Source organism: Bacillus paranthracis (assembly GCF_024296885.1).
Lineage (GTDB): Bacteria > Bacillota > Bacilli > Bacillales > Bacillaceae_G > Bacillus_A > Bacillus_A paranthracis.
Genome location: NZ_CP101136.1, coordinates 203,431 through 222,656, shown reverse-complemented (window position 1 = coordinate 222,656; position 19,226 = coordinate 203,431). Strand labels below are relative to the sequence as shown.

Sequence of the window (19,226 nt, the reverse complement as noted above, 5' to 3'; positions counted from 1 at the left end):
CATCTCCCTAAATGGTATGTATTTACATAGAAATATTTTACATTCTAAAAATTAAAAATACAATAATAATTTGTTGATAAATGTAAGATTTCCACACAATGATAGCAAATCATTAATTCTTATATTGTTATATTTGTCGAACGAAAATAAAAAAGAGAGCCGCGGCGGCAACACCAAGCGATATAATCAAAAAGTTGAATACGACTATGGATTCTGAAGTTTGTGATACACATGGCATGAATAAGATGAAGTTCGGTGGGCAAGTTGTGTTTGCCCGCGTTACTTCCTTGAAAACGATAGTAAGAAGCCTCAGCAACAGGAGCAAGCGAAATACGATGCTGATAAAGCTCATGAGAAGAAATTGATGTTTTATCAACAAAGCATGATTACACATAGCAACATTAAGAAAGCAAACTTTGACAATTATGAACTCGCAAAGGTCATTGCGACGGATTATTGCAATAGAAATGTATTTAACACGATTAAGGCCGGGAATTGTGGGGCAGGGAAACACATTTCGCTTATGCTATCGTGGATCAGCTTGCAGGAGCAGGGAAATCAGTTGTCTTCATTACAGGCGGTGAATTGCTATGAAAGATAAAAAGTAAATTCAGTAAAGATTCTACATTAACTGAGGATGCTATTATTCGGAGCTTAGTAAAAGCAGAAGTATTGATAATCGATAATTTAGAAGCAGAATTAGGCGCGTTAGATGTCAATGCCAAAGCGAAAAACCTCATTAATAGGGTGTTATTCGATGTTTTCGATAGTAGGCAAGGTAAATTATCTTCAAGACAAACCTCACCGGAAAGCGTTTAGATGAGGCATACGATGAACGGATTGTATCGTGGATTCTAAATAACTTCAGAACGATCACTTTTAAAGAAAGGCATTGCCATTTTAAAAGGGGAATAACCGATGTGTGTATGTGAGAACGGGAGTAATTAAGAACAACATGGGGAATGGCTGCTATCAATTTGCACTGTGTATTTGCGAAGTAGGGAATCTCAGTCCTGAAGAAATGGGTAGAAGACGTTATGCTGTTATGGCGGAGTTAAAAGAAATTCATTAATTACAACTGGAGGGAGAATGGGATGTCATGACTTGGAACGGATTTGAAAAAGGAGAATTACACAATGGTGTTGCAGCAGTGAAAGTACATGAAGAAATCGCGTGGTAATTTATATATACCTTTATAAGAGTTGGGCTTAGTGTTTAATAAAAGTGAAGCGGTTCAATTACGAGAAATGTGGGATGAGGATAAAGATATTCTTGAAATAGCAAAAGAGTTAGGAAGACATCAACTAAAAATTGTCGTATTAATCATGGCTCAAGCGGATAAGAACAAAATTAAATCTCGCTCAATGGGGTAAGGGGCATGAAACAATTAACACTGGAGGATGTAGTCGGAAGTTTTGATTATACCGCAACAAGTACCGTAGACAAATTCTTGAAGTGTAATAGCGTTATGACGTACTCAGTAGAGTTTTACGATAAAGATGAGAAGTGGAAGCTTCGTTGGTTTGAGGCAAAGTCTGAAGGCAAAGCGATAGAAATGGCTAAAAAGAAATACGGAAAGATAAGAGGCCATCAAAAAGTGTTGTATTTGAAACACGTGACGTTTCATAAAGGGATTATAAAATTATTTATATATTACGTATAAATAATTTTCGGACGGAATGAATAAAAATATACAAAATCCTTATTTAAATATAGAAGCCCTAGGATTAGGGGGCTAGGGCTTCTAGTCATGGTATATCTCACACGACATTATAAAAAGAAAAGAACATACTGAAGATAACACATGAATGTTTCATAAATGTATCAAAAAAGTGAACAAAAAGTGATTTTGTAAATCAAGGTAGTCAGCACAATTAACTAACGTCTTGTTGAAAAAAGAAGCCCCGCAGAAAATGTTACAGGGCTTCATAAGATTGAGTTATGTCGTACTCACAAGAGATTTTAACATGGATTTAGCGGTGAATAAATTGGTAAATGTGTCCAACCAATCTAAAACTATTATCTTAAACAAAAACGTTAGTTTAACACAAAGGGAAATTGAAATTTATCAAGCTATACTTAAATAAGTCAAAGCAGTAAATCCGTAAACCAATAAGGTACAAGTAGCAAGGAATTTTATAATTTCATTTGTAGAAATAATAGTTACAAACAGTGCTACAGATGCTCCTATAAAGAATTGGTACTTCGTATGTATATTTGTAAGATTGATTATTACAAGTACAGTGAAGAAAAGTGAAACGAAGTTAAAATATCTCCTTATTGTCATATTTCCTTTCAATGTTTGATCTATATTTATCATACCGAATTGTACCAGTTATAACATACTTTGTAATGAATCTTTAAAAAATTCATTTGGTCATAAATAAAAAGGCGATCGTTTCCGCAACCACCTTTTTATAAAACAGAGCAACTTTTTCAGAAATAAAGTATGAATAATTTCTGAAAAGGTCATAGGATATAATCCCATTTTTATAACCTAAGTGACGAGCTTAATTTATAAGAAAGGAATGACTACATTATATGAAAACTTGTCTAATGAGGTTACATATAAAAGAACAGCTAGCAAAAGCTAACTGCTCAATACAAGGAGATACAGAGAAAACTAAATGGATTTTGGCATACAGCCTATCAACATTATGGACATAATATTGAGTTTTATTCGAAGGAATTCATGTTTTACAAATTAGATTATGATAGTTGATATTTTCCATATTGACCAAAAAAGAACCAAAAATTCTAGTGAAATTCCAAGTGTTCTTTTCCTAGTTTTTTGAAGTTCTTTTACTAAATAGCCAACAGCACTAATTGCTATAAGAATGAAAAGAATAAGTTCTAGTGTAACTGGCATTTGATTTGCTCCTAATCTCGTAATTTAATTTAGTATATAACGATTATAAGATGTTTTTGTGGTTAGTGGTGAAAAATTAAACAAAACAATCTCTATATGAAAAAAGGTCCTGTTGTCTCCAACAGAACCCCTTCTAAAATGGCAAAGAGTAACTCTTACCTTACTCTTTGTTTATATACTACAGGACTATTAATGGAAATCCAAGGCTCCTTATATTGAGAAATAAAGAAGAATCATTATAAAGAATTTTATCATTGTTATAAATAAAGGAGCAGTTAGCAAAAACTAACTGCTCCTCTCCAAGGGGGAACAAGGAGAAAAATCTAATGTCATCTATATTATTGACGGAATATTGAGTTTTATTCAAAGAGGCTGTACTAATTATGTAGGTTACATGAGAAGTCCTATTAACATCCAGGCTGCTCCGAGCAGAATTAAAGCTTCGAATGTAATCCAAAACTTTCTTTTTTCTGGTTTTTGAAATTCTTTAATTACGGAAAATACGGCACTTATTCCTACAAGAGTAAAAAGAGCAATTCGGATTGTATCAGTCATTTGCATCACCACCTAAGATTTGAATAGTTTAATTATATATTAATTACCATTTTATAGAAACTAAATGAAGTAATCCTTTTAATAGAAAGTGAGGAATAACAATGGGGCTAGGAAACCACGGAATGACATTTGAAATGCTTACCAATCTAGTAAATGAAATGTATCAACGAGGCGGAGTGGCGCTAATAAACAAGTGTCAGACTCCTGTAAAGGTGTCCGTATGCTGAGTGGGTTCTATGAAGCTTAAAAGTACAGTAGACTATGACGGCGTGTATAAGGGACGAGCTATAGAATTTGAAGCAAAGTCTACAGGGAATGTTACACGATTTTCCATTATTTAACCTCCCTTAGATATGATGTTGATTTATTTATAAATTCTACTGAGAAATTTAAGGGATTACAAATCTATGAATATACTTAATCTATTTGAAATTATTAAAAATATCGATAAATAGCTGATAAAATGATGAGGATAACTAGATGTTTAAATTGCCGTATCATTATCTTACAAGTTCATTAAATAGTCGAAGTATTGAGATGGTTTTACGGAGTATAAACGAGAAGGCTGAGATTAATCTTGAAATTGGAAGAGGAACTTCTTCCTTTTTTTATTTTTCTCTATTAGATAGGTTAACTGTGGGGGATTTTATAAAACATATTTTTTGAATTATTTAATACTAAAATATATAATTAAACGGATTTTAATATATTAACTAGTTAAAAATGGGGAAAGAAAAGTGAAGATTATATTTGATGTGGTTAAAGATGAAAATTTTGATTTTACTTTATTAGAAACAAAATTGCTAAAAACTTTTAAAGAAGTAGATAATGTAGCTATAGTTGAAAAGGTTGAAGATAAAATTTTTGAAAAACATGATGTGCCAACCCATTTAGCGGAGATTACTATTAATGTTACAGGAAAGAATATCGGATATAGATCAGTTTCAGCTAGTATATTTATTGTTCTAGAAAGTCTATCAATGAAGCTATTCAATATTAATATTAGTATACATTAAGCATCCAATACGGGTGCTTTTCCCTTGTTATATAAAAATTACATATTAAACATATATTTATACGATTTGTTCCTACACGTTAAGGAGTTAGTAATAAGTAATAAAAGATGATACCGATGAAACCGTATAAAAACCAAAAGAACCCTAATATGGGTAATGTTTTGAAAATTAAGCGTGGTAAACCTCCTTGGGTATATAGAAGATTTTAATATATTGTTGGTCTATTTAGAAGGAAAAACATAGATTGGTATATATTAAACGAGAATAAGAATAAAATAGACATTTTGTTTAAATGAGTATATAAATAGGGAGAATCTAATTATTTGATTCACATTTAAACCAAGGGGTACAAATTCGATGCGACGTGAAAAGGATTTGTTGAAACAATGGAAGGCGGATTTGCAAGCTATTCAGGAAGAGAAAAGGCTGAAGAAGAAGGCTAAGAAAAAGAATAAGAAATTTAGCATTCCGGGTAATACAGCTGACTTCATGAACGGCAAGAATACTTATCATAAAGAGAATGGGGTATGGAAGCAAAGAAATAAATAATGTGAGGGTAAATAAGTTTGATTAAGTTTATAGCAGTTATTGTAGGCGCTGCGCGATCTGGGCGGCGCCTTGTTTGTTGTTAAGGAGAGATAAGAGGGAGATAAAAAAAGAGAGCTAATGCCCTCTTTTTTGGATGTGGTAATTAATCACAGATTGGTATTCCAAGCACTCTTAGAGCTAAAGCTACTTGAAGAGAAATCTCTAATCTAGCAATTTCAATACCAGCTACTGAGAGAACTAAAAAAGGTTGTCCATTTACAAACACAACGCAACTATCCATGGTTACACCACCTTTCTAGCAATCTACTATAGTATATGTATAAAACACTAATGTGTAATATTTAAGTTAATGGATTTAATAAAATTAATAGATTAGCCCATTTAAACAAAACAAAAGAACACAACGATTGAAAATACAGAAGTGAGATAGGTTTACAAATTGAAATATTATTAGCCTAAAATACAAAATATAGACTAGCAAACAAACTATTTCTACCTTTTAATCATAGAATATGATGAATTCTATTTTTAGAGGAGGGAATCATATCTATGGGATGGAATAATAATTTTGGACATTCTCGAGATTGTAATAGCTTTTGGGATGATTTAGTATTTTGCGGATGCGGTCGTAGACGTAGAAGAAACGATTTTAACGAATGTCATTGTAGACGCGACTGTGATTGTGATGAGTGTCGTCGTAGACGTAATCATGACCGTGATCATAATCATGATGATCGTCGAGATTGGTAAAGTCTTTTGAAAGAGTGCATATCTTAATCGCACTCTTTTTTATTAGTACTTATTAACCCGAAGGATACAGTTTCAATTTCATTGAACATCTAATAAAACAAGTGAACAAAACGAACGAAAAGGGAATTATGTAGATTTTAAGGTAGCGAATCCGCTGCTTTTTTATTTTATAAAGAAGCATTTTAAACATTTCTTATAGCGTTGAATACTTATGTAAATATGGAAAATAGATTTGGCTCTTGGAATGAGGGATTGATGTGGATATAACACATATTATGGCGAGGATAGTGGTTAATGGGAAAGATCTTCCGTTTACTTCAGTTAGGACAACTGCATGGATTAATGGACCTGCGAATGATTTAATTGTTACGACTAAGCAAAGGGTGGGTGAGCTTTATCGGTTTATGTGGTCACGGGTGCCAGTTATGCTAACAATGTATTTCCTTCAGGGTGCTGACTTGATGAGATTTGCTAGAGTTGCAGGAATTGATGAAAGTATAACGGGAGAATATATATATCATTTTATTTGGTGATAAGACGAACTTTAAGTAGCCTAACAGCTGCTTTTTTATTTTATAAAGAAAAACCTCTGCCTAGGGGCTAGATGATTTTCTTCATGCCACAATGACGGCATTCTCTTAAAAAGATGAAATTTTTAATGGAACTTTTGAATGCAGAATTACCGCAATTGTCACAGCGACCACTGATCTTATCTGGATGTTCTTCGTATGTGTATATTTTGTTTAAATCGTATTTTGGTTCTTGTTCTTTATTTTCCATTCGTTTCACCTACATATCAATCTGATTTTAAATAACTGAATCACAATATCATGAAGTGATCACGTAGTGGATGCTTTTTATTTTGCAAAAAAGAACCTGCAAATCTGCAGATTCTCTTGATAATGATTTATGAAGTAAGACCCGAAAATATAATACAATAATTCGAAAATGAGTTCAAGAGTGTTTGGTGATTTAAGCCACTCTATAATCTTTGTTTTTAAGCTTTTTTTGAATATCCATAAATCCTATAATCATTATCGCCATGCATATTAATTTAAGCCAACGAATCTCCTGGTGGTACATTAGCCCAGAAAAGAATTCATAGGCATATAACAAACTGACAATTGGAAATAGCCCATCGCTATCAAGCTAAGCTCATAAAACGTCAATTATAGTAGAGAGTGTTTCTTTTTTCTAAAGGTTATGTGTAAGGAATTTAAAGATTTGCATACGAAATAAACCCTAACGGGTTTCATTTTTTTGAATTAAGCCGCTTGATTATCAGACATGGTACAATTGTAAACGACACCTAATATATCAAAGACTGTTTTCTTCTCATATCGATGAGATTTTCTCCCGTTTTGCTGTAGGAGGTTGAACAGGCGAAGTAGAACCTTTGATAGCTCTTGGGTGTCTTTCTGTATAGCTTGGAAAAGAAGAAGAAAGTAATCTTTAATGATATATATGGCCTTATACTCACTCAGTTCTCGTTGCTTTTTCATAAGAAGTAGTTGCCGCATTTGAAACATAGTAGAAGAACAGAGTAAAATGGCAATCAGTTGCCCATACAAATGGCATTCCAATTGTTCTCGTTTTATATTTTTACAATGATGAATATGAAAGAATGATTTCCAGGTTTTAAATAAAATCTCGATTTGCCAACGTAAAGAATACCAATCATGCACTTGTCCCATTGGGACAATATCTGTAGGTGTAGCTGTCATATATACGTTGATACCGCTAAGTCGTTTACTACGAGCAGAATACTTCATTCCTTTCTTCTTTTCTCTTACAGTTTGATCTTGCAATCGTTTTTGTTGCTGTTCTTTTGTTAGTCGATGAACAATCACACGAGTTGGGACTTTATCTGTCATTCCTACATAAGCGTTGGATATTTCACATGTTTGTCCTGGTTGAAGAGAGTTCATTAAATCCTCCATATCTATCTGGATATACTCTGTACCTTTCTTGATTCTGCCGTCTTGAAAATAATCAGGGTTAGGATTTTTTTGATAAATACGTGTATTTGATTTGATACGTGAAATATAATAAGCCTTTTTATCTTGTATATGTTGAAGATCTTTCAAATGAAAATAACCTAAATCTCGGATACATAAATCATTCGCTGTTATAGTTGGGACACACAGGGAACCATAGGTTCGATCATGTTGTTTCCCTGGACCTGTATGAATATGAAGGAACTGTCCACTTAATAAATCATACTCAAGCTGAATTTTCATTCCCGCGGTATGGCTGCATCCTCCTGCACCTGGATAAACGAATGAAAAAGGATCTGGAAGTTGAAATGACGTTGAATCTAGGATACGAATACGCTTGAAAATAGAAGTGTATGGAGAATAGAGCAGCTTAGTTGAAGATAACTTTTGGTTGAGAAGTTCGGCTAACACTTGTTGTAGAAATTGCACGGCTGTGGCATTAAATCGTTGATTCAGTCCTTCAGGACTGATAAGTACTTCTGTTGATACCTCTAAACAGCTACATAACTGAGTTAAAGGGGTTTCAGCAACATTTTGACTCATCCATACACATAAAGCGACTAAATCTTTTGGTTGGTATTTACTGGTTCGTTGTCCAAAACCAACATCTCTAGCAAGATCTCGTAAGATATTCGGAGATAAGAAGCTTTGAATTTCTCAAGCAAATAGGTTTAATTCATCAGATACAGAAATAGACATACAAAAACGCCATCCTTTCCTATAATGATACAGCAAGGATAACGCCTTTTTTTTATGGATAGTAAAAAAATTAGATTTAAACATCATAAATCTTTTTTTACAGCATATGTGATTGCATTTGTTTTTAATAAAACAGACTTTGCATTTTGAATAATTTTATATTCGAGAGGTTTTACTATGATACTCAATACTTCCTAACCTTATATTAATTTATTGTGATATAATAACAAATGTAAAATTGGTCTTTGAAATACATATCATAAATCTATTAGTTAGTAAAAAAGACTAAATCTTTCTACCTCATTTTCATTATATAAAAGACAGTACATATCTGCTTTTAAAAATGGTCTAAGCATAAAGAACTACCATAATAGGAAAAAAGATGGAAATTAATAAAATTGGTAAACAGCCTGTAGAAAGTAAATGGGAAGCTGAAGGACAACTAGAGAGACTTTAACACAAGGAGCGGAGCAAACAGAGATGAGTAAGCAGACATTAAAAGAATTCATAATCTTATTAGGGATTATAGTTGTTGTTTTAGGTGTCATCATCTACAACGGAATAAGAGAAGAAGAGCGCCATCCATATAAACCATTGCACCAGGAGCAAACAGAGCAGAATCAAACAGAGAAGGACAACCCTTATTTGAACGATAAGAAGCGCCAACAGATTAACGAATTGTACAATTCTAGGGATGAGATTGAAAGTAGAATGAAATAGTATAATTCGGTTATAAGGCTCTCACATCAATTGTGAGAGCTTTTTCTATTATAGGGGTACGGAAACGATTATCGGTATGAGGGGCCACTCTGGGATTTAATTACAAATCAAAAAAGAACTTTATTCAAGTTCTTTTAATCTATGATACAGAGCGTCCTGACTCACACCAGTAATTTGGCATATTTCTTTAACAGTTTTATTGGTATGCTTGCGCAATTCAATCGCATGATTTATACCTAGGTGCTTATCCGTATATTTCTTCAACCTTCCTCTATACAATCCTTTTTGTTTCGCTAACTTTATTTCCGTACGTTGCTTTTCTTTAATCATTTCTCGATCAAGTTCACTAAAGGCAGCCATGACAGTTAAAAAGAATTTTCCTGTTGGCGTTCTCGTATCTATTCCCAAATTTAAAATCGCAAAGTGAACATCCTTTTCCCGAAGTTGTTCTACTAATTGTAAAAGCTGAATGGTATTTCGACCTAAACAATCCATTCTAGTTACGACTAAAGTATTCCCAGTAGTTAGTTTTAAAAGTATAGAGTCTAACTCTGGCTTTTGTTTGGTTACTCCACTTATTTTTTCTTTAATAATTTCATCTATTCCATATTTCATGAGCTGTTCAATCTGTGTATCTAGATTTTGATCTTGTGCACTGACACGAGCATATCCATATATCATTTTTTCACCTTTATTCTCTTTAATTTTGATAAGTGCTATTGATAGTCTGCGAACCCTTTATTATCAAGGAGACAAGTTATTATCAATAGGGTACACTCTATCGAGAGGGAAAATATGCAATTATGCATATTTATATTTTTTTATTTTAATAGCAATGAAACTTAATATATAATTGAAAGGTTTTTTACGAATTGATAAGGAGATACGAGTATGAAGAAAATCATAGGACTTATATTATCATTATTTTAACTATTTTCTACCTATGCACCAATGTTTACAGAGGAAGTCGAAGTTTTAATTCAAATAGGTCGCGTCAAAAAGAAAGGAGACTGGTATTATTATGGATATTGTCAACATAATGCGAATTTTACAATAAGGGATTTTCAAATTGAAAAACTTGGTTTTACTGTATATTAAGAAGGTTCTATAAACGGACTACTAGATTTAAAAAATGAAACATCTTATGAATTAATTATTGTTTAGACAGAATGACTTAGGTTGTCCTTATGCGAAATATCAGTATGAATAGAAATTTGATAATTATATAAAATGCCGTAAATGAAGGATAAAATAAGTGCTGATTTTGCAATTATATTTTTAACAATTGAATAGGAGCTATTATGAATACAATTAAGAAATTATTTTTAAGTTTTATCGTATGTATTTTGTTATTCAGTACAGTAGGAACAGCGTATGCAGAACAAAATGGTCAAGTGAATTCATCATCTTTTATTGACGTTCCTAAAACTCACTGGGCGTATAAAGAAATGATGTATATGGTGGAGAATAAGATTATAACAGGATACGGAAATGGGTATTTCGGTGCAGCCGATCCTATTACTCGCGAACATCTCGCTGCTTTCTTGTATCGATATTTAAAACCGCAAGATAGTACAAATAATCCATTTGTTGATATTGGCGACAGCAATTTCAAAAAGGAAATTTTGGCACTAACAGCACGTGGCATTTTCAGTGTAAATGCTGAAAAAAAATTCAATCCAAAAAATAATATGACACGTGCCGAAATGGCAACTGTGCTTGTCAAAACATTTGATTTAAAACCGCAAGGAAATGTTGAATTTACGGATATGAAAGGTCACTGGGCCAACGAATATGTCAAAATATTAGCCGGTAACAACATAACAAGTGGTACAGGTGACGGGAATTTTAATCCAAATGGCATTGTTACTAGAGAGCAATTTTCTATGTTCTTATATAGGACGATTATGAAAGTAACAAATATGCAAAATGATGAATCAGTTGGCTGGGTGAAGGAGAACGAGAATTGGTACTATTACAACAAAGATGGTAGTAAGCAAAGGGATAACATTACGTTAGATGGAATAGAGTACGCCTTTTTTAAAGATGGAAGGCTATTCCAAGGGAGTAAGCAGGTAGGGAAAGATACTTTATATTATAGTGAACCTGGTAAACTAAAGACTGGATGGAGTTTCTCTGCAACTTCATGGAGCTATTTAAAAGATGGGAAGTATGTGACAGGAACATTTACTTATCAAGGAAAACCATTTGAAATTAATAAGTACGGGGATATGGAAAAGGGATGGATTACTCTACGTTCTGCTGTTAAAAGAATCTATCCAAAGCCCGAAACAAAGTTTCTATCGAAATCTAAGCCTGTAAAGGATGGAGATGTTTTAGAAGTCATATCCAAGCAAGGTTTATGGTATCAGGTAAAATACCAAGGAGAAATTGGATATGTCCGAGTACTAGAGTCTGTTGTAATTGGTGAATCACCAGTTCGTTCATGGGATGTAGCAAAAGAAGCAACGAATTTGTCTCATTTCATGATAACTGAGTATCATAAAGATCCCGAAAAATATTTTCCACCAAATATTCAAAAGAAATTTGATAAACAACTTGATAGTGATCTAAATGTTCTCGCGAATGGATTACAATGGATTGATCAATTAAAAGAAGTACTCTATTTAGATAATAAACAAGGGTGGGTACAAGAAGAAGGAAAATGGACGTATTATAAAAAAGATGGGCAAAGAGTAACAGGTTTCCAATCAATTGATGGGAAACGATATTATTTTGGTACCGATGGTTTTATGCAAACGGGCTGGTTACATACAGGTGGATATGATTATTATCTAGGAACCGATGGCGTGGTACAAACTGGAATCCAACATATCGATGGGAAAATCTATTACTTTGGTCCGTTGGGTCCTGTGCAATCGGGATTTACAAATGTTGATGGGAAACCGTATTATTTTGATGCTTCTCATGAATCAAGAAATGGTTGGATGAAGCAAGAGTTTAGTTGGTATTTACTACAGCCTTCAGGTGCATTACAAACAGGAGATTTTACATATAAAGACAAGAAGTTCTCCTTTAATCAAGACGGAGAAATGATTAAAGGGTGGGTTACATTAGAATCCCTTGTTAAAAAAGTATATCCTGAGCCAGATTTGAAAAAAGCATTACGTGCAAAAAGTGTGAACAAGGGTGAAGTGATAGAAGTAGTGGGGAAAGTCGGTTCTTGGTATGAGGTTAATTACCAAGGTGAAAAGGGATATGTACGCATTCATGATGCTATTATTTTTGATCAGGAGGCTAAAAGTCCACTTACTTTGCTTGATGGAAAAATAAAGATATTTGAAGGTGTATTAGATTACTTAAAAAGTGACGAAACATACATAAATAACACGATCAAAATTTTAGAAGAAGAAGAACAACGTTGGGTAGATGATGTAGAAAACTTAGAGAATCTTTCCAGAGACATTAATGATGCAAAGCAAGATGTACAGTATAAAAGGCAAGTCATCATAGAAGCACATGATAAGTTAGAAGAATTAGTAAATGCTATGAAAGGTGATATAAGAAATTTAACAGTTACCCAAAGGAAAGAACTTGCAAAATTGCTTGGAGCCGATGGAAAAGAGTTACTAGATTTTAGTGTGGAAACATATACTTTTATACTTCAACAATATGTATCCATGGCTCAAGCATATGGTGAAACTTACAAGGTATTAAGTATATATGCAGATAAAACAAGTGAATTTCTAGAAGATGTTAGCAAAGATATTCATCAAATCACATTGAATATGCAAGAGTTATCGAAGGGATTTTCTGGTGTAGTTAAAGATTTAGGTCCAGTTGTAAATAGTTCCATTCGTTTGAAGCATTCTATAGATGAAGCAAAACCTGGTATGGAGGAACTTGTACAGGTAACAAGAAAAAACGTTCCAGTCATTGCGCAAGATTTACAAGCGTTAGATGCGAAAGTACCAGGATTCTTCACAGATTTCAATATGGGAATAGATCTTGCAAATACATTTATGGACTCCGCTAATAAAATAGCAAGTCATAAGATTAATATTCCAGCTGCTACCATCAATGTGGGGAATATTGACTTGAGTAATGCACTACGTGATTTAGGTGGTGATCCATCTAGAGTATATGATCGTAAGAATGATGGAGATGTATCATTCATATTGGGTATTACACCTATAATTGGTACAGGAAAAGAAATTGGACAGCTTATCAAAGGTGAAGACTTAGTAACAGGTCAAAAATACGGTCCAGATGATTATGCATGGGGTACATTGGCTGTCGTATCTGGTGGCACAACACGGGTTATCGGTAAAGTTGTAGGGAAGGTTGGAGACCTTGAGAAGAAAGGTAAGGCTTTAGAAGCGGCAGCCAAAAATACAAAATTCACGAAATATCCTACAGGTTTTGATGAAGTCGCTCAGTATATAAAACAAAATAAGAAATTACCGGATAATTTCATCACAAAGCAACAAGCTGAAGCTTTAGGATGGGATAGAAAGAAAGGAAATCTCCACGAAGTAGCTCCAGGAAAAAGTATTGGTGGAAATGTTTACTATAATAATGAAAGGCTATTACCAAGTGCTCCAAATAGGACTTGGTATGAAGCGGATATTAATTATTCATCAGGGTATCGAGGTAATGATAGAATTCTTTATTCTAATGATGGATTAGTGTATAAAACTTCTGATCATTATAAAACGTTTACCGAAGTAAAATAGGGAATAGAGGGATTAAATTTATGGATATAATAAAATTAGATGGAAGAACATTTACTAGTAAAGAAGTATTGCACCAAATATTAAAAAAACAATTAGATTTCCCTAGTTTTTATGGGGAAAATGCAGATGCTTTGTGGGACTGTTTAACTGGATTTATAAGTCTTCCTATAACAATAGAATGGGAATTTTTCGAGAGTACTCAAAAAATGTTAGGACCTTATGCGGATTTAATTTTAAAAATATTTCAAGATGCACAAAATGAAATGCCAGGTAAGTTCTATATTGTTGTAAAATAATTAAAAGGATCTTAGGTAAAAATAAAAACCGTGGAAATATTTAATTTCTACGGTTTTTATTGTATCAATTAGGTTTTCTTTCATAGTGGCCCCTCATACCTCGAATCGTTTCCGTACCCCTTATAGATATAAACATACATTAGTAGAGTTATAGAAATGCTTATACTCATCAGGTATTTGCAATTTGGAGTATCGCCACATCACTATTTGGCTAAAATTTTATAGAATTTAAAACAGAAAAATTGTAGATTTTCAACTGTAGATGTTAATTTTCTGGTTTTGGGGTATTTGTTTTTATTAGCTTGATGAATGTGTGGAAATAGCCAAGTCATAAATTTCAAATCTTTTAGATGAAACTTATAATTATTAATCTTTTGCCACATATGTATCAACTCCTATTGTTATGAGGTTCTGTAGTTTTTCTTTTTGAAATCTCGCATGTTGAGGATAAGGAATAGAAGGAAGATAACAGCCCCGATGCCATTAATCCAGTAGTATGTGCGCCCTGTTGTGAATCCGTTATAGAATTCATAGGCATTCCAAATTACAAGAAGTACTGAACAGACAGTAGAGATTATTAATGAGCCAAAACTTCTCATGATTTTCACCTCAATTCACAATATTAGAACTTAATTATAATTTTACATTTAGATAAATAGATTTACAAGAAGAGGAATAAAAAAAGAACCCGTTGGAGTTCAGGTTCTTTCAGAAGTGATGATGTATTCTCGGCTAGGGAACTGAGAAAAACACAAAAATATAATACATCGAGATTTAGAGAATTTCAATCCTAAATTAAATATTATCGTGGAGGGAGTTATATCATTTGATGAAGAAACCAAGGTAGTGTTAAAACATATGAATTTAAAAAAATGAGCGGGACATCTTAAGGACAAATAAAATTATTGAAATTTTTGTATGAATTCATTAATATGGAATTATATTTATTGTTTAATTGATTCCGTTTATTCCCACACCTTATTGTGTTGTGGTTGAGTTGTAGAAGCAAGTTGCGTCTTGTTTCATTTATGAAAGGGCTTCTTTGAGCCGATTAGTGTATATAGCTTATTTTGCTATGCACATTTTTAATCGACTTGAAGAAGCCCTTTTTGTGTTGTTTTCAAGTCTGTTTGATTAGTAGAATCCATTATTACACTGGGCAAAAATTATTATTTAGGGGGATTTATTTATGCATATCAGTTATGAAGTATCTTTATTTTGTTCTGCACATCCAGATGAACTTATTCCAAGTTTACGTGCATTACGAATGAGAGTTACAAAAGAAGGAGCATTTTGGGAACGAGATTGTTATCAGTTTGCCATTAAACCATCAAACTTGTCACAGCGAGCAGCAAAACAAGCAGGGGAAATCTATTTGTATCATGTTCATTTTAATGGATGTGTACGGGATTTCCTTTTTTTATTGGAAAGATGTTTTAGAGGAACGAGTTTTCGCTTTACTGCTATACGTGGTTTTTTAGATGTAGAAGGTTATTCACTTAAGAAATGGAAACCAATTCTACGTAACCACCACATAAACTCTGCAGATGTAGATTGTATTTTCAAGAAAGATGATCTTGTAATGATTGTGCATCACCATGGAGGTTTAGAGGTGGTTAAGCGTGCGGAAAAAGGCGAACAATTAAAAAAAGTAAACTTCTTAGAGGTAGATAGCTGGTTACAAGCACTAAATCCGACAAAAGAGGATCTATTCTCTTTAACAGGTGTGAGTGTATCGTAATGAGTAATTTACATAACTATATGGAAGTGTACAGACAGAGGGAATGATAGAAATCCGTAGTGCAAAATGACTATGAATTTCTGTCTTTTATTTTATTCAGGAGGATTTTAGTATGAATTTATTTGAACTGTTTGGTTTAGAGGTTGGAGAAGACGTAATGGTACAAGATGTGAGAACAGATAAACAAGTTCGCAATCGATACAGTTATGATGTAGGTGAGAAATTAGTGGGAGCAAAGAAAGAGATACGAGCATTAAAAGAATCATTTTTAGTATCATTTTCTTTAGAAATTTTAGCTGAAATTGAAAAAGAATCTCCAGTAGAGGCGCTAAATGCATTGGATCGAAATACATTGATTCCATTCTCTTTTGAACATGAAAAAGAAAATGATGTCCCACCACATGTTGCAAAGTTAAAGCAGTTGCTAGTGGGCAGAATAAATAAGAAGCCAATTGTAGATACACCGACTGCAAGGAAACTATATGTTCAAGCATGTAGAAGAATATGGCATGATATACAGTCGGTACATACCTCAGAACAATGGGTAGATCTTGTGGTCTCTTATGGAATGGAAATGAACAATGGTTGGTCTACATTTAGAAAAAATAAGAATGTAACATTCACATTTAAAAGAATGGTAGAGGAATATTTTGATGAGTTTGTTGATGCAGATGGTATGGAGTTATTAATATTAGGAAAGAAATTCATATCACTTTGCACAAATTCTAAAAGTATTAATTCTACGTATCTTCGTGTATCACATGAACTAACATGGAATGATTTACTTACGAAAAAGGTTACGACTCGTAAGAAATCCGCAGCTGCTTGGAGTAGGAAACTGCCAGATACTCTGCAAAGAAAAGGACCAGGAGTAGAAATTGCTACCAAACCTGAAGACGTAGTGGCTATGTTTGGGTTGAAGGGGATGCAATTTGGTCATTATTGCACCGAACAATATGCAAAAGAACATATCGGGCATGTATCCGAAGCATTGCATGATTTAGCTCGTATATTAGGGATTTCACCTGAGTATATAGGGTTAGGAGGACGCTTAGGACTTGCGATTGGTGCGAGAGGAAGCGGCAATGCATTAGCACATTATGAACCTTCTACCAAAGTCATTAATTTAACTCGTGATAATGGAGTCGGGGCATTGTGTCATGAATGGGGACATGCATTGGATCATTTCTTATATGATTGTAGTCATGATTTTCAAAATGGTAGTCTTGCTTTCTTATCAAGCGGGAAGAGTATTGGGAATATCTTGCCTGCTATTATCAAGGAAAAGATGCAAGCTGTGTTAGATGCTTGTAAACAAGGAAAAGTGGCCAGAGTAATCAACGTGGAAAATGCCTACAGTAGAAAGTGGTATTTCTATGGTGGTGTTATCGATAGTTATGATGTGTTTAAAGGAAATCTTTCAAATATTTTAGAATCACATCATGCTAGTTTGTGTAGGAAGCTTGATACTTTATCAGGAGCAACAAAGACGCGTATGGAGCGTAAAATTGAAAAAGAATTTGAGAAAACCGCACAAATGTTAGCTGCATATCATTATAAAAAAACAGGCGAAAAACTTAGTGAAATACCCTATCAAGTGAAAGGGTCCATATATTTTGATACAGCCATTAAGTTAGATAAGAAGAGAACTAAAAAGTATTGGTCTACAAATCATGAGATGTTTGCTAGAGCATTTGAAGCATATGTAGAATCAGCTTTGCTAGATCAAGAACATAGAAACGATTATTTAGTATGTGATACATATTCTTTTGTATATCCGTTAGGAGAACAAAGAGAACATCTAAATAGAAGTATAAAGAGTTTAATGGAAGTAGCTATTCCATATATAATAAATAGTATACAAGGAGTGGGAAATGATGAATTATAACATACAAAAAGGACAATTTCGTTTAACAACTGCACATCCAAGAGGAAGTTGGTGGGAATTTTATCGTGTTCCATGCCCAATCTGTAATGCTATTGGAAACTGTATGCTGCATGTTTCACAAGAGAAAGTAGCATGTACCCGTGTGGAAAGTAAGTGGGTATACGGTAAAAATTCAAGTAATCCAAGTTATATCCATTATCTAAATGGTAAGAAGCAATACCAATTACCAGAGGTAGATGTAGTAAAGGGGCATAGTAAGCGAAGTAAGGAAGAATTAGATGTATTTAATCGTAATTTAATCGGATTTTTGCCGTTAGAGGAGAAGCATCATATACATTTACTGCAAGATAGAAAAATGACTGAAGAAGAAGTACAGGTACGTCAATATCGTTCGTTTTTAAAGCAACAAATTGTGTTGGAAGATGATAATACGTACACAACTATTTGGGAAAAGTTATTTAAACAAATTGGCAAAAAAGATTGTTGGAAGGGAATACCTGGATTTTATGAAATGAAGAAAGGACAAACTTCTCTTCGTTTAATGGCAGGTTTTCCAGGAATTATGATTCCATTCCGAAACCAATATAATCAAATTGTTGGTTGGCAAGTACGTGTAGATGAAGTAAAGAACTCTGTTCATGTGAAATCTGGACCTACAGGTATACAAGCCGAACTAGTCCAACAGCCTAATGTAGTGAAAATAACGAAAAACGAGGATTGTATCTATGAAGGAAAACTAGAAATAGGGAAAAATAAAGAATTATTAATCGACGGGGAAAAGGTTGTTGTAAAGATACATAAAGGTCAAAAATACTTATGGATCTCTTCAGCAAATAAAGATGAAGGAACCGGTGCGGGAGGTAGTGAAAATCCACTTCCTGTACATGTAGCGGTACCAAGCTCACATTTGAAACATTGGAAGTCTGGTATGCTGCACAAAACAAAATCAGTAATGATTACAGAAGGGCCGATGAAGGCGGATTTGATTGCCGATTTACTTCCTCAAAGACTAAATAAAGAAGAAATAGCTAAAGTAGGGACAACAGTTCTTGCGATTCCAGGTGTAAATGCATGGAGAATCGTTATGCCAGTATTAAAAGATATGGGAGTAGAAAATGTATACTTAGCATTTGATGCTGACTTAGTAGAGAATGAAAAAGTAAGAGCTGCCGTAATTGCTTTTGCGACAGAGTTAAAGAAAGAGGGCTATAACGTAATTATTGCGGCATGGAACCCAGCACAAGGGAAAGGTCTGGATGATGCAATGCAAGCTGCTTTCAAACCAGTTTTTCGCACAATATAAAAAATCATAATTGTGAAGTTAAAACAAAATTGTACACGTTAAAAGAAAGTCGTACATTTTACAACAAAGTAGAAGTATTAGTGTAAAACTTTCTTTTAACAAAACACTTAACAGTTTAGCTAGGGGACTTTATATAAAAGAAAGGT

The 19,226-nt window shown here is 33.5% G+C and carries 20 protein-coding genes and 3 pseudogenes; 15 read left to right on the top strand and 8 right to left on the bottom strand.

Annotation, left to right across the window (positions count from 1 at the left end):
* Window positions 1-206 precede the first annotated feature (206 nt).
* The 4 genes and pseudogenes from NLJ82_RS28275 to NLJ82_RS28260 all read left to right on the top strand — a co-directional run bounded on the left by NLJ82_RS28275 (window position 207) and on the right by NLJ82_RS28260 (window position 1,663).
* Window positions 207-932: pseudogene (locus tag NLJ82_RS28275) on the top strand (ATP-binding protein).
* A gap of 23 nt (window positions 933-955) precedes the next feature.
* A pseudogene (locus NLJ82_RS28270) lies at window positions 956-1,180 on the top strand (hypothetical protein).
* Window positions 1,181-1,211: 31 nt separating this feature from the next.
* Entirely contained in the window at window positions 1,212-1,373 is a 162-nt protein-coding gene (locus tag NLJ82_RS28265) for a hypothetical protein (protein ID WP_000482387.1), read from the top strand.
* Between the two features lie 5 nt (window positions 1,374-1,378).
* On the top strand, window positions 1,379-1,663 hold the full coding sequence (locus tag NLJ82_RS28260; RefSeq protein WP_000811978.1) for a hypothetical protein: 285 nt from the start codon (window positions 1,379-1,381) through the stop codon (window positions 1,661-1,663).
* A 405-nt stretch (window positions 1,664-2,068) separates the two neighbouring features.
* Here NLJ82_RS28260 and NLJ82_RS28840 read toward each other — a convergent pair whose 3' ends face one another.
* Together NLJ82_RS28840 and NLJ82_RS28255 are read right to left on the bottom strand one after the other, a co-directional pair.
* Window positions 2,069-2,287: a hypothetical protein gene (locus tag NLJ82_RS28840; RefSeq protein WP_012614917.1), complete on the bottom strand. Its 219-nt coding sequence runs from the start codon at window positions 2,285-2,287 to the stop codon at window positions 2,069-2,071.
* 972 nt (window positions 2,288-3,259) lie between these two features.
* Window positions 3,260-3,424 carry a hypothetical protein gene (locus tag NLJ82_RS28255; protein ID WP_000132657.1) on the bottom strand — a complete coding sequence of 55 codons (165 nt, stop codon included), beginning with the start codon at window positions 3,422-3,424 and terminating at the stop codon, window positions 3,260-3,262.
* Window positions 3,425-3,525: 101 nt separating this feature from the next.
* Here NLJ82_RS28255 and NLJ82_RS28250 point away from each other — a divergent pair.
* The 3 genes and pseudogenes from NLJ82_RS28250 to NLJ82_RS28240 all read left to right on the top strand — a co-directional run.
* Window positions 3,526-3,759: pseudogene (locus tag NLJ82_RS28250) on the top strand (Holliday junction resolvase RecU); the annotation flags it as partial.
* Between the two features lie 402 nt (window positions 3,760-4,161).
* Window positions 4,162-4,440 (top strand): hypothetical protein, encoded by a 279-nt coding sequence (locus NLJ82_RS28245; RefSeq protein ID WP_000691220.1) that lies wholly within the window; start codon window positions 4,162-4,164, stop codon window positions 4,438-4,440.
* Between the two features lie 357 nt (window positions 4,441-4,797).
* Complete coding sequence (locus NLJ82_RS28240; protein WP_001250590.1) at window positions 4,798-4,989, top strand: hypothetical protein; 192 nt, start codon at window positions 4,798-4,800, stop codon at window positions 4,987-4,989.
* Between the two features lie 142 nt (window positions 4,990-5,131).
* Here the strand turns inward: NLJ82_RS28240 and NLJ82_RS28235 are convergent, their stop codons facing one another.
* The gene (locus NLJ82_RS28235) at window positions 5,132-5,269 is read right to left on the bottom strand and encodes a DUF3956 domain-containing protein (protein WP_000376554.1); all 138 of its coding nucleotides are present in this window, start codon (window positions 5,267-5,269) and stop codon (window positions 5,132-5,134) included.
* Between the two features lie 269 nt (window positions 5,270-5,538).
* Here NLJ82_RS28235 and NLJ82_RS28230 point away from each other — a divergent pair, with 269 nt between their 5' ends.
* Both NLJ82_RS28230 and NLJ82_RS28225 read left to right on the top strand, forming a co-directional pair.
* Window positions 5,539-5,739, top strand: a complete 201-nt coding sequence (locus NLJ82_RS28230; RefSeq protein WP_002163380.1) for a hypothetical protein — start codon at window positions 5,539-5,541, stop codon at window positions 5,737-5,739.
* A 275-nt stretch (window positions 5,740-6,014) separates the two neighbouring features.
* Window positions 6,015-6,272, top strand: a complete 258-nt coding sequence (locus tag NLJ82_RS28225; protein WP_095209908.1) for a hypothetical protein — start codon at window positions 6,015-6,017, stop codon at window positions 6,270-6,272.
* Window positions 6,273-6,339: 67 nt separating this feature from the next.
* On the opposite strand, the gene NLJ82_RS28220 is transcribed toward NLJ82_RS28225, so the two are convergent.
* The gene (locus NLJ82_RS28220; protein ID WP_000428143.1) at window positions 6,340-6,519 is read right to left on the bottom strand and encodes a DUF8096 family protein; all 180 of its coding nucleotides are present in this window, start codon (window positions 6,517-6,519) and stop codon (window positions 6,340-6,342) included.
* A 485-nt stretch (window positions 6,520-7,004) separates the two neighbouring features.
* Window positions 7,005-8,390 carry an IS4 family transposase gene (locus tag NLJ82_RS28215; protein ID WP_223290729.1) on the bottom strand — a complete coding sequence of 462 codons (1,386 nt, stop codon included), beginning with the start codon at window positions 8,388-8,390 and terminating at the stop codon, window positions 7,005-7,007.
* Window positions 8,391-8,915: 525 nt separating this feature from the next.
* Here NLJ82_RS28215 and NLJ82_RS28210 point away from each other — a divergent pair.
* On the top strand, window positions 8,916-9,155 hold the full coding sequence (locus NLJ82_RS28210) for a hypothetical protein (RefSeq protein WP_000043818.1): 240 nt from the start codon (window positions 8,916-8,918) through the stop codon (window positions 9,153-9,155).
* A gap of 120 nt (window positions 9,156-9,275) precedes the next feature.
* Here the strand turns inward: NLJ82_RS28210 and NLJ82_RS28205 are convergent, their stop codons facing one another.
* Complete coding sequence (locus tag NLJ82_RS28205; RefSeq protein ID WP_000639134.1) at window positions 9,276-9,836, bottom strand: recombinase family protein; 561 nt, start codon at window positions 9,834-9,836, stop codon at window positions 9,276-9,278.
* Window positions 9,837-10,456: 620 nt separating this feature from the next.
* Here NLJ82_RS28205 and NLJ82_RS28200 point away from each other — a divergent pair.
* Window positions 10,457-13,852 (top strand): S-layer homology domain-containing protein, encoded by a 3,396-nt coding sequence (locus NLJ82_RS28200; RefSeq protein WP_002029168.1) that lies wholly within the window; start codon window positions 10,457-10,459, stop codon window positions 13,850-13,852.
* A 20-nt stretch (window positions 13,853-13,872) separates the two neighbouring features.
* Window positions 13,873-14,148 (top strand): barstar family protein, encoded by a 276-nt coding sequence (locus NLJ82_RS28195; protein WP_000351384.1) that lies wholly within the window; start codon window positions 13,873-13,875, stop codon window positions 14,146-14,148.
* Between the two features lie 203 nt (window positions 14,149-14,351).
* Here the strand turns inward: NLJ82_RS28195 and NLJ82_RS28190 are convergent, their stop codons facing one another.
* Window positions 14,352-14,531 carry a hypothetical protein gene (locus NLJ82_RS28190; protein ID WP_000267727.1) on the bottom strand — a complete coding sequence of 60 codons (180 nt, stop codon included), beginning with the start codon at window positions 14,529-14,531 and terminating at the stop codon, window positions 14,352-14,354.
* A gap of 18 nt (window positions 14,532-14,549) precedes the next feature.
* Window positions 14,550-14,747 carry a hypothetical protein gene (locus NLJ82_RS28185; RefSeq protein ID WP_071713420.1) on the bottom strand — a complete coding sequence of 66 codons (198 nt, stop codon included), beginning with the start codon at window positions 14,745-14,747 and terminating at the stop codon, window positions 14,550-14,552.
* A gap of 590 nt (window positions 14,748-15,337) precedes the next feature.
* On the opposite strand from NLJ82_RS28185, the gene NLJ82_RS28180 reads away from it, so the two are divergent.
* The 3 genes from NLJ82_RS28180 (at window position 15,338) to NLJ82_RS28170 (ending at window position 19,080) form a co-directional block, all read left to right on the top strand.
* A complete protein-coding gene (locus NLJ82_RS28180) occupies window positions 15,338-15,889 on the top strand; it encodes a hypothetical protein (RefSeq protein WP_000548269.1) in 552 nt (183 codons plus the stop codon).
* Window positions 15,890-16,001: 112 nt separating this feature from the next.
* Window positions 16,002-17,777, top strand: coding sequence for an LPD1 domain-containing protein (locus NLJ82_RS28175; RefSeq protein WP_001048058.1), 1,776 nt, complete (start codon window positions 16,002-16,004; stop codon window positions 17,775-17,777).
* Window positions 17,767-19,080 carry a DUF3854 domain-containing protein gene (locus tag NLJ82_RS28170; protein WP_001108760.1) on the top strand — a complete coding sequence of 438 codons (1,314 nt, stop codon included), beginning with the start codon at window positions 17,767-17,769 and terminating at the stop codon, window positions 19,078-19,080. The genes NLJ82_RS28175 and NLJ82_RS28170 overlap by 11 nt, the downstream gene beginning before the upstream one ends.
* Window positions 19,081-19,226 lie beyond the last annotated feature (146 nt).